The 15,007-nt window shown below is 49.9% G+C and carries 14 protein-coding genes; 8 read left to right on the forward strand and 6 right to left on the reverse strand.

The genetic code is table 11. The features are described from left to right. Positions 1 to 4 precede the first annotated feature (4 nt). From pstA to DCC85_RS05395, 3 genes are all read right to left on the reverse strand, one after another. Positions 5 to 892 (reverse strand): phosphate ABC transporter permease PstA, encoded by an 888-nt coding sequence (gene pstA, locus DCC85_RS05385; RefSeq protein ID WP_108464649.1) that lies wholly within the window; start codon positions 890 to 892, stop codon positions 5 to 7. Next, positions 889 to 1,788 carry a phosphate ABC transporter permease subunit PstC gene (gene pstC / locus DCC85_RS05390; RefSeq protein ID WP_108464650.1) on the reverse strand — a complete coding sequence of 300 codons (900 nt, stop codon included), beginning with the start codon at positions 1,786 to 1,788 and terminating at the stop codon, positions 889 to 891. The genes pstA and pstC overlap by 4 nt, the downstream gene beginning before the upstream one ends. Before the next feature lie 106 nt (positions 1,789 to 1,894). Further along, positions 1,895 to 2,836 (reverse strand): phosphate ABC transporter substrate-binding protein, encoded by a 942-nt coding sequence (locus DCC85_RS05395; RefSeq protein ID WP_108464651.1) that lies wholly within the window; start codon positions 2,834 to 2,836, stop codon positions 1,895 to 1,897. 192 nt (positions 2,837 to 3,028) lie between these two features. On the opposite strand from DCC85_RS05395, the gene DCC85_RS05400 reads away from it, so the two are divergent. Beyond that, a complete protein-coding gene (locus tag DCC85_RS05400; protein ID WP_159081793.1) occupies positions 3,029 to 3,925 on the forward strand; it encodes a LysR family transcriptional regulator in 897 nt (298 codons plus the stop codon). Here DCC85_RS05400 and DCC85_RS05405 read toward each other — a convergent pair. Both DCC85_RS05405 and DCC85_RS05410 read right to left on the reverse strand, forming a co-directional pair. Next, positions 3,882 to 6,158, reverse strand: a complete 2,277-nt coding sequence (locus tag DCC85_RS05405) for an alpha/beta hydrolase family protein (protein ID WP_108467742.1) — start codon at positions 6,156 to 6,158, stop codon at positions 3,882 to 3,884. The genes DCC85_RS05400 and DCC85_RS05405 overlap by 44 nt on opposite strands. Positions 6,159 to 6,279: 121 nt before the next feature. Beyond that, positions 6,280 to 6,855: a GbsR/MarR family transcriptional regulator gene (locus DCC85_RS05410; protein WP_108464653.1), complete on the reverse strand. Its 576-nt coding sequence runs from the start codon at positions 6,853 to 6,855 to the stop codon at positions 6,280 to 6,282. A gap of 448 nt (positions 6,856 to 7,303) precedes the next feature. Here DCC85_RS05410 and DCC85_RS05415 point away from each other — a divergent pair, with 448 nt between their 5' ends. From DCC85_RS05415 to deoD, 4 genes are all read left to right on the forward strand, one after another. Continuing rightward, positions 7,304 to 8,524, forward strand: coding sequence for a quaternary amine ABC transporter ATP-binding protein (locus DCC85_RS05415; RefSeq protein WP_108464654.1), 1,221 nt, complete (start codon positions 7,304 to 7,306; stop codon positions 8,522 to 8,524). Further along, positions 8,499 to 9,344 carry an ABC transporter permease gene (locus DCC85_RS05420; protein WP_199909980.1) on the forward strand — a complete coding sequence of 282 codons (846 nt, stop codon included), beginning with the start codon at positions 8,499 to 8,501 and terminating at the stop codon, positions 9,342 to 9,344. Before DCC85_RS05415 ends, DCC85_RS05420 begins: the two co-directional genes overlap by 26 nt. Before the next feature lie 52 nt (positions 9,345 to 9,396). Then, entirely contained in the window at positions 9,397 to 10,320 is a 924-nt protein-coding gene (locus tag DCC85_RS05425; RefSeq protein ID WP_108464655.1) for a glycine betaine ABC transporter substrate-binding protein, read from the forward strand. 216 nt (positions 10,321 to 10,536) lie between these two features. After that, a complete protein-coding gene (deoD, locus tag DCC85_RS05430; RefSeq protein ID WP_108464656.1) occupies positions 10,537 to 11,244 on the forward strand; it encodes a purine-nucleoside phosphorylase in 708 nt (235 codons plus the stop codon). A gap of 169 nt (positions 11,245 to 11,413) precedes the next feature. Here deoD and DCC85_RS05435 read toward each other — a convergent pair whose 3' ends face one another. After that, positions 11,414 to 11,938: a hypothetical protein gene (locus DCC85_RS05435; protein ID WP_108464657.1), complete on the reverse strand. Its 525-nt coding sequence runs from the start codon at positions 11,936 to 11,938 to the stop codon at positions 11,414 to 11,416. Between the two features lie 206 nt (positions 11,939 to 12,144). Here DCC85_RS05435 and DCC85_RS05440 point away from each other — a divergent pair, with 206 nt between their 5' ends. The 3 genes from DCC85_RS05440 to DCC85_RS05445 all read left to right on the forward strand — a co-directional run bounded on the left by DCC85_RS05440 (position 12,145) and on the right by DCC85_RS05445 (position 15,002). Then, on the forward strand, positions 12,145 to 12,705 hold the full coding sequence (locus DCC85_RS05440; protein ID WP_108464658.1) for a GNAT family N-acetyltransferase: 561 nt from the start codon (positions 12,145 to 12,147) through the stop codon (positions 12,703 to 12,705). A 250-nt stretch (positions 12,706 to 12,955) separates the two neighbouring features. Beyond that, positions 12,956 to 13,117, forward strand: a complete 162-nt coding sequence (locus DCC85_RS22890; protein WP_159081794.1) for a hypothetical protein — start codon at positions 12,956 to 12,958, stop codon at positions 13,115 to 13,117. A 169-nt stretch (positions 13,118 to 13,286) separates the two neighbouring features. Further along, positions 13,287 to 15,002 carry an NAD-dependent malic enzyme gene (locus tag DCC85_RS05445; protein WP_108464659.1) on the forward strand — a complete coding sequence of 572 codons (1,716 nt, stop codon included), beginning with the start codon at positions 13,287 to 13,289 and terminating at the stop codon, positions 15,000 to 15,002. The last annotated feature ends 5 nt before the right edge of the window (positions 15,003 to 15,007 follow it).

Below are 15,007 nucleotides of genomic sequence, written 5' to 3' on the forward strand. Positions count from 1 at the left end.
TCCATCATTTTATCGACGTAAATTTGCGGTACAATACCCGTCCGAGCCAGCGGGCCAGCAGGTTGAAGGCGAGCACCATAATAATCAGGACGGCGGAGGCCCCTGCGGCGATCTCCTTGGCATCGGAGGCAATCCCTTCGCTGTTGACCTTCCAGATGTGGACGGCCAGTGTCTCGGCAGGACGCATCGGATTCAGCGGAGAATTGTGATCGAATGGATTCCAGTTCGTAAAATCAAGGGTCGGGGTGGTCATCCCCGCAGTAAACAACAGTGCTGCAGCTTCACCGAATACGCGTCCGGCAGCCAGGATCGTGCCTGTAATAATGGCAGGCAGCGCGACAGGGAAGAGAATGGATGTTATAATCTTCCAACGTGATAATCCCATGGCTAGCCCAGCTTCCTTCTGCTCTTTAGGCACGCTGCGGAAGGCCTGCTCTGTAATCCGCACCATTAGCGGCATATTGAAAATGGTTAGAACCAAGGCACCGGACATGAGTGAGTATTTCAAGTCAAAGGTCTGAACGATCAGCAGGAGACCAAAGAGGCCAACGACGATCGAAGGAAAGGAAGACAACACTTCAACGATTAGACGAATGGATGCCGTTAGGCGGTTCGGTTTGGCGTATTCTGCCATATAAATCCCTGCCCCGAGTCCCAAAGGGATCGTAATGATCATGGTCAGAACAAGCAGGTAGACGGAGTTGAACAGCTGCGGGCCGATCCCGCCGCCTGCTTTGATCGTCTCAGAAGGCGAAGTGAGAAAGTCCCAGCTGATATGGCTGATGCCTCTGAACAGGATGAACCCAAGCATACCGAGCAGGAGCCCGACAATCAGCAGGGCGAAAAAGACGATGACCGTGGTAGCAATGCGGTCTATGACTTTGGCTCTCATATTTTGGCTCTCCTTTCAAGCAATCTGACAACGAAGATGAAGATGAAGGTCATGAACAGGAGAAGCAGAGCCATACTCCACAGGACATTATTCTGAACGGTTCCCATAACCGTATTGCTCATATTCAAAGTAATTACACTGGTAAGCGTGGATGCAGATTCAAATAATGAAGTCGGCACATAAGGCGCGTTACCAATGACCATCTGCACAGCCAAGGCTTCACCGAAGGCGCGTGCCATACCGAGCACAACCCCTGTTAACACAGCGGGCAGAACCGTTGGAAGGACAACGCCCGAGATGGTCTGCCAGCGAGTGGCTCCAAGCCCGTAGGAGGCTTCCTTCAGGTTGCGGGGAAGAGATCCCAAGGCATCGGTAGCGACACTTGTAATTGTAGGCAGGATCATGATGGACAATACGATGGACCCTGCCGCTACACCATAACCTTGTCCAGGGAACGTATCGCGCAGGAAAGGAACCAGCACGGTAAGACCGATGAAGCCGTAGACAACGGAAGGAATTCCGGCCAGCAGCTCAATGACAGGCAGCAGCAGCTTTTTCCCCCAGGAGGGAACGATTTCGGTCATGAACAGGGATGCACAGATGCTAAGCGGGCTGGCAATGAGCGCAGCCAGCAGGGAGGTGATGAACGAGCCAGCAATGAAGGGCAGTGCCCCGAACTTGTTATCATCCGGCCCCCAGCTGTTCCCAAACAGGAATTCGGACATACTTACACCATCAACCGCAAAAGTAGCTACGCCTTTGGTCGCGACAAAGTAAACGATGGAGAAAATGATGACGATAAGAAACAAGACACAGACGGTTGTATAGATTCGGCCGATCCACTCTTCGGCTTTGTGTCTCCTGAACAGCACAGGGGCCTCGTTATTAGCTTTCATGAGTGTCCTTCTTTCTGATTAAAAGTGAAAATAGAGGCAGAAGTTGGGATTCTTCCGCCTCTTACTATAATTCATGCTTAAGTCAGGATCCGTGATGTGCTATTAATTATTGTACGATTTTACCTTCAGCATCGCGTTTAACTTGCATTTTGGAGACTGGAATGTATCCAAGGTCTACCACGTCGCTGTCTTGAACTTCAGGAGAGAGGAAGTAGTCCAGGAATGCTTTGGTTGTTTCATCAGGCTCGCCCTTTGTGTACATATGCTCGTAAGCCCATACCGGGTATTTACCGGAAGCTACGTTATCTACAGTCGCTTCAACGCCGTCATAGCTGATGGATTGAACAGTGTCGTCGATGTAGGAAAGTGCAAGGTAACCGATGGCGCCAGGTGTTTCGGCAACGATCTTCGCAACTGTACCGGAGGAATCTTCTTGGATGGAGCCTTTGATATCCTCAGTTTTTTGACCCAATGCGAATTTCTCGAATGTAGCACGAGTGCCGGAGCTGCTAGGTCTGTTCACGATCACGATCGGCTGATCTTTGCCTTGAACATCCTTCCAGTTGGTGATTTTACCAGTGAAGATGTCAACCAGCTGTTGTTTGGTCAGGTTGGTTACGCCAGTATCTTTATTCGTTACAGCTGCCATAGCAACTACGGCAACTTGATGGTCCTTAAGCTCAGCTGCTGCAGATGCGTCCAATTTCTCTTCTGCAAACACGTCAGAGTTACCAATTTGTACTTGACCGCCGGATACTTGAGTCAGCCCAGTGCCGCTTCCGCCGCCTTGAACTTGAACGGAGACGCCAGGATTCTTCTCATTGAATTTCTTGCCTACTTGGTCAACCAGCGGCTGAAGCGCGGTAGAACCGGAAGCTAGAATAGAACCGCTAAGATCGGAAGTCTGAGTCGTATTCTTACTGCCAGTATTTTCTTTCTCTGTGTTAGTGCTGCCCCCAGCATTACTGTTTTTGTTGTTTCCGCACGCAGCTAGCGAAATGGACAAAGCCAGCGTCAGAATCAAGAGGAAGGGTTTCTTTAATTTCATAGTTTTGAGTTCTCCTCCAACATTTTTGTTTTTGACAGGCACGATTGCTGTCGACATTTAGAATTATAAAACCCGTACATTTGTGAAAAGTCAGAAGAGTGTAAAGAGAATGATAAATATACATATAATTTTTCTATTCTAATATATAATTACTCTATAGTTTGAATTGAAAATAGAATGAGGGAGCGAACTATGAATCTGCTCAAATTAAATATTGTGGTTTTGATTGAAAAATATAAAAAGGTAACGGATGTGGCTAGAGAACTTCAGCTGAAGCAGCCCACGGTTACTTTTCATATGAAAAGCCTTGAAGAGGAATTGGGCGTTCCCCTCTTCCACAGCAGGAAAGGTCGAATTGTACTTACAGAGGCAGGCAGAGCTCTGTACCCTTATGCACAGAAGATGCTGTCGCTGCACAACGAAGCGCTTCGTACGATGGAGGAGTATAAAGGGATGGGGAGGGGAACGCTGCGCGTTGGAGCTGAGCCTGCTGTTCAGAGCTTGATGATGCCTGTCATTGCAGATTTCTTGAAACGTCATCCGGGGATCCGTATAGAAGTCCAGGTGGAGCCTGAACAGAAGCTTAAGGCACTGTTAATGGTAGAGGAGATTGATGCGGCAATTATAGAAGAAAGGGCAGCATTAGAGCTGCCCTTGGCATTTGAAAGATGGAATGAGGATGAAGTCGTGCTGATCTGCGCGGCTGACCATCCGTGGGTGCTGCTGGAAGAGCTGGACCCTGGGCAGGCAGGGCAGGAGCGGTTTGTTCGCCACGCTCCCGGCTCCCAGCTTGACCGCATTGGACAAGCTTGGGCCGATCAGCACGCTATCAATCTGTGGTCCCCGCTGACAGCTGCTTCGCCTGAAGGTGTATGCCGTGCCGTGCGGGCAGGAGCGGGTGTAGCCTTTTTCTCGCGAAAAGCGCTTGCCGGTAATGAAGCGAATGAAGGAGGTGGCATCCGTATGCTGAAGGTGCCGGGACTTGAGGATCCCCGCTTGCAGCTTGGTGCGGCTTACCGCAAGGAAGGAAGCCCGGCATCGCTGATTAACGAGTTTGTACACTTCCTGAGGACCTGCGCTCAGATTTAATATATCCAATGTCATCCAGCAGCACTTTGCCCGGGCCTCTCCCGAGCTTGAAGCTGACCCGCACGAGACGGTCCGGATCGAGCTGGTTATTTTCCTCTGTGAAGGAAGTAAAGTTAATGAGATACGTCTGGAACACAGCTTCTGTGGAATGGGCGTACTTGCCATTCTCAACTCGCTTCTCCAGCCAAGAGTTCCAAGTATAAGTGTTCACCGGAAGAGGCAGCACGGGCTGAAACCGCTCCAGCGGCAGACTTGCGGTAACCCCTCTATCATCCTCCAGTTCAATGCTGATCTCGGGTGAGTCTGCAGGATTCAAGTTCTTCGACCCGCTCTCATAGTTCAGGTTCGCCATGGAGAAGGTTAGTCCGTCCATCTTTGGCGGGGTATAGTTCAGGCCGAGATCGTAGCGATTCAGTAGCAGGGAGTAGGCGGCAGAGGGCTTCGTCCACTCCAGGGAGAGGACTCTAGTTCCCTTCTTGTTCTGATCCCGGTCTAAGGCGTCTACCTCTGTCCAGGTTACATCTTTGCCTTCTGCTGTGCCACCGTTAATAGTATTCTTCTTGGTATCTTCATCGAAATCGGCGATTTTGCCATAGCCGGCATCTTCATACCTATTGAAATAAGCGCTGTCTGGCAGCCATTGCAATCCTGTACGATAGTCCCGGAACAGGGCTGTATAGGCCCTGGCGTCCTTGATTGTGGCTTCAAGAAAGGCCGATACATACACCTTGGCGACCTGGCGCTGCTCCTCGGCTGGCATAATCTGGCGCCTGCTCAGCAGCATGCCTTGAGGGAAGCTTAAGTCTCTTCCGCCCCAGGTTGTATTGAATTGGCTGTGGTTGGCCCCCGCAATGTAAAGGGAGCTCTTGATGGCCGAGGAATACTCTGAGAACGATACGCGATTATATTGGCGGTCTCCGTAGAAGTCATTCACATCGCCGTCACGTGCTCCTTGCAGCACCAGGTAGTTGATGTCCAGGAGCCTAGCCTGGGTGCCGTCTACACTCCGGTCGGTCGGAGCCAGAGCGATGACACTGCGGATCTTGTACTTGGCAAGATCCCGCAGCGTCTTGTCCGTGAGGAACCAGCTCTTGGCATCCGCAGCCATCGCGACAGCCTGGCCGCCCCTTGAATGCCCAACCAGCGCAATTTTGTCAAAGTCAACCTTCTTGTAAAAAGGGCTCTTCACATCAATTGCAAAGGCATCGATTTGCTGTAAATGCTTGAGCAGCACCCAGGCTCTAACCTTCATGTCATTATCCGGAATTCCTGTCCAAGCAGAATAGTTCAGGAAGTTCTCATCGACAGATACGGCGATGTATCCCCGGCTTGCCAGAAGCTCTCCCAGATAAGCATAGCCTTCATCTGAATAATCCTCCATCAGGTGGTTGCCGTGAACGAGCAGCACCAGCGGGAAGGGGCCCGCTCCTTCCGGCATCCATACCCGACCGTTCAGCGGCAGCTGATCCGGGCCGAAGCCCCAGAAGCTCGTTCTGCCCGCGCTCCATCCGCCGAGATAACCCGAGGCATCCACCGAAGTGGAGAGCAGGCCGGCCTCACTTCCGAATTCCTTACGGTGATCATCCTTTCCGCTTCCGTAGGTGAAGCTCTTGTAGCTGAAGCTTCCAGGCTCAGCCGGATTGGAGGCTTGAAGAGCATAAGCCTCGCTGGCCTTCGGATAATCCGGCTGCTGTGGAAGAGGATTTCCATACATAAGAACATAAATAAGCGCTGCACACAGGATGGCAGCGGTGAAGGACAAGATAAGCCTAACCTTCCAGGAGCGAGGAAGCCATAGGGCCCCGGCAGCCATGCCGCCAAGGGCCCCTGCAAGCACTGCAAAGGCAGCAATCGCTCCGGCGATTAGCCACCCCGTATCCGAAATTCCGAATATAAGCAGCACGGCTGTATAAGCCGCTATTAATGTACCCAGAAAGAGCCGGGGTGCAGGCAGCCCGGTTACTGCTAACAGCACCGCCAGCAGATGGGCTCCAGCCGCAATGGCCAATGTGCCGCCTGCAATGAATAATATGATATCCAGTACGGTTCCCCATCCGGTGGGCAGGCCCATAGCCGTAAAAGTAAAAAATACGCAGGTAGAGAGCCACAGACCGATAGAACCTGCGCTCCAGAAAGGAGAATCGTAGCGGTAAGTCCCCTTAATGCGTTTGTTTAGACGGGAACGAAGGGGTTCCCGATTAGGTAAATAAGGTATTTCCAGTTGAGTGTTCATGAAGTCTCCGAATCTATTCTGAATTGTAGTGATAAGTCCATCTGACATTGTATCATGATCACTTGCAAAAAACCTCCGATGGTTTCATCGGAGGCTATAGGGACATACCCAATTTATTATATTATAGGGTTTCTGGCAGTACAGGCAGCTCTTTAGGAACAAGATCGAACAAGTCCCCGTCTTCCATCGCATCGATCAGCCGGTCGAGCCAGCGGTAATAGGCTTCTGCTTCAGCCATTCTTTCAAGGTCGCGCTTAATATAGGAGGTGATGAGGGCATCAGGCTGCTCTTGCTCCAGAAGCTTCCTCATTTCCTTCATGGCACGATGCAGTGCTTGAAGATTGCTCTCTACGGCTTTTCTCCATTTGATGGCGAAATAGTCTACGAACGTCTGATACCAGTCATACTCGACCTCGTACAGATCTTTTCTGGACCCCTTTTCCCACACCTTGTTGACCATTTTCAAATCCAGCAGGGCTCTTACTCCGGTACTCATGCTGGTCTTGCTCATTTCCATGGCTCTACCCATGTCATCCAATGTCATCGGTTTATCCGCGAAGAACAGCAGCCCGTACAAATGGCCGGTGGACAGCGTAAAGCCATACAAGTCCATGTTCCGTCCGATATTCTCAATCACTCTCTTCCTAAGCTTGTGAAGAGAGGATTGCTGCTCCTCACTTAACTGGTCCAAGCTCATGCTTGCACCCTCCTATCTTTAGTTATGCAATTTCTGATGATTGCTGTCAGAATACGTTTTTTATTGTAGAAAACCAACTCCATAAAGTAAAGAAATGAATGAGGGAGGATAAAGGAGAAAAACAGAGCATTTTAAAGTATAAGTTTGTACAGTTTTTACTGTACGTTCTTTATGTACGGTTATTTGGGTTGAAATGAAAACCAATAGACTGTTACAATGGTAACCGTTGGACACATGATCGACTTAAATTAGTGGATTTATACGGCTTACTAACCAGATAAATCGAAAAGCATGAAGCGTCACCGGATAAGGGCGATGTGATCTGCTGCAGCTCTTATCTCTTTTTAACGGAATTGCTAACTATCTTGGTTAAGCTTCACAGCCGAAATCCGCGGTCCTTCCTAAGGGACAACTAGCGGATTGAAGTATGAAGAGGGGTGTAGTTTATATGACAATATTAGAATTGAAAGAAGTCAGCAAGCTGTTCGGTCCCCATGCTGAGCAAGGGATAAAGCTTCTGAAGGAAGGTTGGACCAAAGAGAAGCTGGCCAAAGAGAAACAGATTACGGTAGGCGTTAACCAGGTCAGCTTCGATATTAAGCAAGGCGAAATTTTTGTCATTATGGGATTGTCCGGAAGCGGAAAGTCTACGATGGTGCGAATGCTAAACCGGTTGATTGATCCGACAGACGGCCAGATTCTCGTTCATGGCAAAGACCTCCTTAAAATGAACAAAGAGCAGCTTCGCACGGTGCGGCGGAAGACAATCAGCATGGTCTTTCAAAAGTTTGCGCTTTTCCCGCACCGTACGGTAGTTGAGAATGTGGAATATGGCCTTGAGGTTCAGAAGGTGCCAAAGGCAGAGCGGCACGAAAAGGCGCTTAAGTCCCTGGAACTGGTTGGACTGAAGGGTTGGGAGAATAAAAGACCTGACGAGCTGAGCGGCGGGATGCAGCAGCGGGTGGGTCTGGCCAGAGCGCTGGCGAATGATCCTGAAGTGCTGCTCATGGACGAAGCGTTCAGCGCCTTGGACCCTTTGATTCGCCGGGATATGCAGGATGAGCTGCTGGATTTGCAAGAGAAGATGAAGAAGACCATTGTCTTCATTACCCATGATCTTGATGAAGCACTGCGGATCGGGGATCGTATCGCACTCATGCGTGATGGTGCGGTTGTACAGATCGGGACACCGGAAGAGATTATGATTCATCCGGCGAACCGCTATGTGGAACGCTTTGTGGAGGATGTGGATCTGTCCAAGGTCCTCACCGCGTCACATGTGATGCGCAGACCAGAGTCGATTACACTGGACCGCGGTCCTCGGGTTGCGCTGGAACTGATGAGGGAGCGAGGCATCTCAAACCTCTTCATTATTGACCGTACTAAGCATCTGCTCGGTGTAATTACGGCTGAGGACGCATCAGCTGCGATCAAGAATCAGAAATCCCTTGAGGATATTATGCTGACGGACGGGCCGCGTGTCGCCCCCGATCAACTGATCGGCGAACTGTTTGAGATCACAAGCTCGGCCAAGCTGCCTGTAGCGGTTGTTGATGATCAAGGCCGCTTGATCGGCGTGATCGTCCGCGGTGCTCTGCTTGGAGCGCTCGCCGGAGAAATCGAATGGGAAGGAGGCGAGGCTCATGTTGCCGAAACTGCCGCTCGCTGATTGGATTCAGACTATTGTGGATTGGATGTCCACGCATTTATCGGGGTTGTTTGATGTTATTTCCAATGTGATTGAAGCCATTGTGGATAGCTTTGCCACACTGTTCATGCTGCCGCATCCAATATTGTTTATTGTTATTCTCGGTGTACTCGCCTATTTGGCAGGACGTCTGCCGCTGGCCTTATTCTCAATGATTGGATTCTTCCTAATCTATAATCTAGGCTACTGGTCGCAGACCATGGACAGCCTTGCGCTAGTGGTCACCTCCGGAATTGTCTCGATCGTACTCGGAATTCCTATTGGCATCTGGTGCGCTTATAAGGAGTCTGCATCCCGCATTATTATTCCACTGCTGGATTTCATGCAGACGATGCCAGCCTTTGTATATCTGCTGCCGGCCGTTACTTTCTTTAGCTTAGGGGTTGTCCCAGGTGTCATCGCTTCGGTAATCTTCTCGATTCCACCAACCATTCGCTTGACCCGGCTTGGCATCAAGCAGGTGCCTGGCGAGCTCGTTGAAGCTTCAGAGGCTTTCGGCTCGACCTCCATGCAGAAGCTGTTCAAGGTGCAGCTACCATTGTCTATGCCGACTCTAATGGCCGGTGTGAACCAGACGATTATGCTGTCGCTGTCGATGGTCGTGATCGCTTCGATGATCGGGGCGCAAGGGATTGGCGCAGAGGTGTACCGCGCTGTAACTCAGCTGCAAATCGGCAAGGGCTTTGAAGCAGGGATTGTTGTCGTCATCCTGGCGATTGTTCTGGACCGTCTAAGTCAGAATTTGTTCAAGCCGAATCGTAAGCGGGCGCGCCGGGCTTAAATCCGGAGCGTGATGCATATCATGAGACTAAAGTTTGAGGAGTGATTGCAAAATGAAAACACGTAACTTGCTAGTCGCCGTGTTAAGCCTTGTTTTGGTGGTGGCCCTGGCCGCATGTAACCCGGAACGCAATAAGTCGACTTCCGCTGGATCCAGTACAGGTGGGTCAGGCAGCGGATCTGTTGGTGATCAAGTGAAGCATGAAATTATCGGGATTGACCCGGGTGCCGGCATTATGAAGGCCACCACCAAGGCCATCGGTGATTATGGCCTGAGTGACTGGAAGCTGATCGAAGGCTCCGGGGCAGCGATGACAGCTACCTTGGATAAAGCCATTAAGAATAAAGAGCCGATTATTATTACCGGCTGGACACCGCACTGGATGTTCTCCAAATATGATTTGAAATACCTGGATGATCCTAAGAAGTCGTATGGCGAGGCTGAAGAAATTCATACCGTTGTCCGCAAAGGCCTCAAAGAGGACGAGCCGGTTGCCTATGAATTTCTTGACCGGTTTGAATGGACCGACAAGCAGATGGGCGAGATCATGACAGCCATCCAGGAAGGCGCAGCTCCGGAAGAAGCTGCGAAGAAGTGGGCGGATGCGCATGAAGAAGTTATTGCTCCATGGATTAAGGATTTGACGCCAGTGAAGGGGAATAAGCTTAAGCTCAGCTATGTGGCTTGGGATTCCGAAATTGCCAGCACGAATCTGATCAAATATATTCTTGAAAGCAAGCTGGGATACAAGGTAACTGCGCTTCAAGTAGAAGCAGGTCCAATGTGGACAGGGGTAGCCAATGGAGATGTTGATGCAACGGCTGCTGCTTGGCTTCCATTGACACATGCCGACTACTGGAGCAAGTTCAAAGACCAAGTCGAGGATCTTGGTGCGAATATGACAGGCGTGAAGACTGGCCTTGTTGTACCGTCTTATATTGATATCAAATCCATTGAGGATTTGAAGGATAATTAAGACTTTGATCTAATGCTTAAATAGTTATGATTGACCGCTGTGATATACCTGATTTTGACATAGGTATGAACAGCGGTCTTCTTTTGTATTCCGTAATGGTTTGGTTTCCTTTTCGTTTTTGAAGAAGAGGACATCCATGCTATGATAGGTTAGAGCATCGTGCTTGATGAAACTGTTAACCACAAACAAACCTGATCACAAAGGAGACCAATGAAAATGAGTGTACATATTGCTGCCAAACCTGGAGATATTGCAGAAACGATTCTGTTGCCCGGCGATCCGCTGCGTGCCAAATATATTGCAGATACCTATCTAGAGGATGTGACCTGTTACAATGAAGTCCGTGGGATGTTCGGCTTCACCGGAACTTATCAAGGCAAGAAAATTTCTGTACAAGGAACAGGAATGGGTGTGCCTTCAATCAGCATTTATGTGAATGAACTGATTCGTGAGTACAACGTGAAGAACCTGATCCGCGTTGGAACTTGTGGAGGTATGCAGGAGAATGTGCGGGTTCGCGACGTTATTTTGGCACAGGCCTCTTGTACTGACTCCAGCATGAATCATCATGAGTTCGGTGGATTCGATTTCTCCCCAATTGCGAGCTTCCCACTGCTGAAGGCTGCTTATGAGCGCGGTATGGAGAAGGGGCTGAAGCTGCATGTCGGCAATATTCTCACCTCGGATATGTTCTACCGGGATGACACTTCGATTACCAAGAAGATGATGGCTTACGGTGTACTTGGTGTAGAGATGGAGACAACAGCCCTTTATACGCTTGCGGCCAAGTATGGTGTCCATGCTCTGACGATCCTGACGGTAAGTGACCATTTGCTGACAGGTGAGGAGACGACCTCCGAGGAGCGGCAGACAACATTTAATCAGATGATGGAAGTGGCGCTGGATACGGCGATTTCTTTGTAAAGCATATTATATTGCGATAAAAAAGTCGTGAATTAGGTATTGCATCAGAGCCGAGCAGATCCAAAGATAAAATCCTGGATCTGCTCGGCTCTTCTTTATTGATGAGGGAATGGATTTTTCCAGAACAGGGATGACCAGCGTTTATTTTTCCCCTGCTCGTTCAGCTTCCTTAGGCTCCACTTGTTACGCCAAGTTTTGCATATAGGCCTTGCAGTTCACGCATGGCCCAGGAATGACGCTCTTCCTGCTCAAGAGCAAATAGCAGTTCATCATGGAAATCTTGAATCATGAATCCTTCAGGCACTAGGCCCAGCAGCTGTTCGAAATCATAGTTGGGCAGGTGAATATTTCCCTGGTTTAGTCTATCCAGCCACTCAACCCATTCACGAAGCTTCAGAATTCCCTCACTCCAGAGATCCATTTGCAGACTGAGACAGTCTTGAAGCACCTCATAGCCTTCAGGATGATCATATTGGTGACAGATTTTAACGATAAGATTATATAGTTGCTGCACAGCGGGACGCAGGGCTTGAGGTAATTCATGAGGCAGGCATTGCTCAATATCGCTTGCTTGCATAGAAGAGCCTTCATCGTAGAGAAGAAGAGCATTCGGAATGACCCCTAACACTTCTGCAAGCTGTTCCTCGGTGATTTCTTTTTTCTCATATAACGTAAGAATCGGTTGGTTGATCATTTTTACCTCCAGTATTAAAAGGCACCTATTTATGTTTATAGTAACTTCGAGAATTGTCACTAGACATGCCCAATTGTCATCATCCCATGACTCATAGGCCTGCTGCAAGTCACGTTCATTAATGAATATAATCGTTCTTTATCTTGTGGTCGAGTACAGCACTGGCGTAAGGTAGGCATATAGGATTCGCCTAAGGGGGAAGGAAGATGAATGAACAAGTGCAGACACTTAAGATTCGCCCACTCTGTGACAAGGATATGCTCAGGCTTTGGGAGCTAAAGAATAAGGAAGAGGCGCCCGAATGGAAGAAATGGGATGCTCCATACTTTGAACATCATCAGGTATCTTTGGAGGCTTTTTTGGAGAAGCAGGATCAGTATATTGATCAAGAAGACTACTGGGGAATTGAAGTGGATGGAGAGCTTATCGGCACAGTCAGTTATTATTGGGAGCATGAGCCGTCCGGCTGGCTGGAGATGGGGATCGGGATTTATGATCCTGGATACTGGAGCGGAGGGATTGGAACAAGAGCGCTCCGCCTATGGATATCCCATCTCTTCGAGACTCTTCCGCTGGTTCGGGTTGGCTTTACAACCTGGTCCGGCAATCATCGGATGATGAGGGTTGGTGAGAAGCTGGGGATGACGCTTGAGGGCAGGATGAGAAAATGTCGGCTTTATCAAGGCGTATATTATGACTCCATCCGCATGGGGCTGCTGCGCGAGGAATGGGAGGCGGCCGGGGATATTACTCAGCAGGGGACTTAAGGTGTAGTGCAGATAGGTACATTTGCTGACCAAGGGAATCAGCCTTATCGCCATAAAGTATGACCGAGGAACGAAGTGTAAGTATGGCCCTATAGGCACAAGCCGGGCCCTGGGTTATAAGCTTGAGCTGCTTGAATCCTTAAGAACTGTAACTATTCTCCCGAATTTAGCATTTTTTGTTTGAAACCCGGAACTTCAGGTTAATAGAACAAAAATGCTTGAAGTCATTTTGTTCGGGAGGTTGAAGCAAGTGAGCTTAAATGTACATAGTATGATGGCCTACAATCACCAATACTTTAGACCTCAAAGTACAGCGCCCGTAAGAAAAGAAGAGAGAGTAGAGAAGGCCGCGAGCTTTGCGGATATTTTGAATGAAAAAATGAAAGCTGCTGCTGATTCAAGACAAAAATGATCTCTACATATTAAGGAGCCCAGGCCTAGTAAGAGGCGTGGGTTCTTTTCGTTCCGCAAATTGTTAAGTATTTTACATTTTCCGGCTTCCCAGCCCATATATTTAGGAATATACTGTTAGGGCGGAATGTTAATGGCCCTTGTAGGGGCTGATGAAAGAAGGAATAGAAATGCGTGCTTTCAAGCTTATGAATCATGGATCTATTGAAACATCTTTAAGAGGAAAAGAACTGCTGGCTGATCCTCTTCTGAACAAGGGAGTTGCCTTTACGCTGGAGGAGCGGGAGTCATTGGGACTGTGCGGACTGCTTCCTCCCATTGTCATAACGATCGAGGAGCAGGTCTGCAGGGTGTATGAACAGCTGCAGAATCAGCCCGACAATCTGCGCAAAAACGTGGCGCTGAACGATTTATTTCACCGCAATGTGGTGCTGTTTTTCCGGCTGCTGACAGAGCACTTAAGCGAGCTGCTGCCGATTGTCTACACACCGACGGTAGGACAAGCTATCCAGCAATACAGCCATGAATATCACCGTCCTGGCGGAATCTATCTTTCCATTGACGACCCCGATGGTATGGAGAAGGCCTTTGCGAATTTGGAGCTCCAGCCGGATGACATTGATCTGATTGTAGCTACCGATTCGGAGAGTATCCTTGGCATTGGAGACTGGGGAGTCGGCGGGATTAATATATCCATTGGCAAGTTGGCTGTCTATACGGCAGCCGCAGGGATCGACCCGAGCCGGGTGCTGGCTGTCGTGCTCGATCCGGGAACGAATAATAAGAAGCTGCTCGATGATCCGATGTATATCGGAAATCGCCATGAACGCATACGCGGTGAACGATATGAGCAGTTTATTGATCAATATGTTACTACGGCGCTTCGCTATTTTCCTGGAGCTCTACTGCACTGGGAGGACCTGGGCAACGTGAATGCGCGGAAAATTCTTGATAAATATGGGGAGCAGATCCTTACCTTCAATGATGACATTCAGGGCACCGGCGCTGTGACGCTCGCTGCCGTCATGTCTGCCATGAAGGTGACAAGGCAGAAGCTGTCGGACCAGCGCATCCTTGTGTTCGGTCCTGGAGCCGCCGGGATCGGGAACGCGGATCAAATTTGCTCGGCGATGATGCAAGAGGGACTCAGCGAGCAGGAAGCAAGAAGCCGCTTCTGGGCTTATGATCAGCGCGGCTTGCTTACAGATGCGACCGAAGGCGTGCTGAGCTTTCAGAAGCCTTACGTCCGGCGTGCCGAGGAGATTGAAGGCTGGGAGCGCAGTGAGCAAGGAATCGTCTCCCTGCTGGAGACGGTTCGCCAGGTGAAGCCGACGATTCTGATCGGGACCTCCGGCGTTGCCGGCGCCTTCTCGGAAGCGGTAGTGCGGGAGATGGCGCGGCATACAGAGCGTCCGATCATCATGCCGATGTCGAATCCGACCCACCTGGCCGAGGCGGTTCCGTTAGATTTGCTCGCCTGGACCGAAGGGCGGGCGCTTATCGCAACAGGCAGTCCTTTTGAGCCCGTGTCTTATGAAGGCACTCTGTATCAGATTGGACAGTCCAATAATGCCTTTGTATTCCCTGGGCTAGGCCTGGGAGCCATTATTGTGAAGGCAAAATGTATCACAAAGGGCATGTTTGCTGCGGCAGCGGAAGCCGTAGCTGCAATCACTAACGCGCTAGAGCCCGGGGCCTCCCTGCTGCCGGGGATTAATGACCTGCGCTCCGTCTCTGCAGCGGTGGCAGAGGCTGTGGCTCTGACTGCAGTACGGGATGGCGTGGCACGTACGATACCGCAAAATGTTCCCGCAGCAATAAGGGATGCGATGTGGGAGGCCAGTTATAAAGCGATTAAGCCGATCGCGGAACTGGTAGGCGTGTAGTCTTA

Source organism: Paenibacillus sp. CAA11 (genome assembly GCF_003060825.1).
In the GTDB taxonomy this organism is placed as follows: domain Bacteria; phylum Bacillota; class Bacilli; order Paenibacillales; family Paenibacillaceae; genus Fontibacillus.

Coding starts and splice junctions, on each gene's coding strand:
- pstC (WP_108464650.1), bottom strand. CDS start 1,788: ATGAAAGCTAATAACGAGGCCCCTGTGCTGTTCAGGAGACACAAAGCC.
- DCC85_RS05425 (WP_108464655.1), top strand. CDS start 9,397: ATGAAAACACGTAACTTGCTAGTCGCCGTGTTAAGCCTTGTTTTGGTG.
- DCC85_RS05420 (WP_199909980.1), top strand. CDS start 8,499: ATGTTGCCGAAACTGCCGCTCGCTGATTGGATTCAGACTATTGTGGAT.
- DCC85_RS05415 (WP_108464654.1), top strand. CDS start 7,304: ATGACAATATTAGAATTGAAAGAAGTCAGCAAGCTGTTCGGTCCCCAT.
- DCC85_RS05440 (WP_108464658.1), top strand. CDS start 12,145: ATGAATGAACAAGTGCAGACACTTAAGATTCGCCCACTCTGTGACAAG.
- DCC85_RS05400 (WP_159081793.1), top strand. CDS start 3,029: ATGAATCTGCTCAAATTAAATATTGTGGTTTTGATTGAAAAATATAAA.
- DCC85_RS05445 (WP_108464659.1), top strand. CDS start 13,287: ATGCGTGCTTTCAAGCTTATGAATCATGGATCTATTGAAACATCTTTA.
- DCC85_RS05395 (WP_108464651.1), bottom strand. CDS start 2,836: ATGAAATTAAAGAAACCCTTCCTCTTGATTCTGACGCTGGCTTTGTCC.
- DCC85_RS05435 (WP_108464657.1), bottom strand. CDS start 11,938: ATGATCAACCAACCGATTCTTACGTTATATGAGAAAAAAGAAATCACC.
- deoD (WP_108464656.1), top strand. CDS start 10,537: ATGAGTGTACATATTGCTGCCAAACCTGGAGATATTGCAGAAACGATT.
- DCC85_RS05405 (WP_108467742.1), bottom strand. CDS start 6,158: ATGAACACTCAACTGGAAATACCTTATTTACCTAATCGGGAACCCCTT.
- pstA (WP_108464649.1), bottom strand. CDS start 892: ATGAGAGCCAAAGTCATAGACCGCATTGCTACCACGGTCATCGTCTTT.
- DCC85_RS05410 (WP_108464653.1), bottom strand. CDS start 6,855: ATGAGCTTGGACCAGTTAAGTGAGGAGCAGCAATCCTCTCTTCACAAG.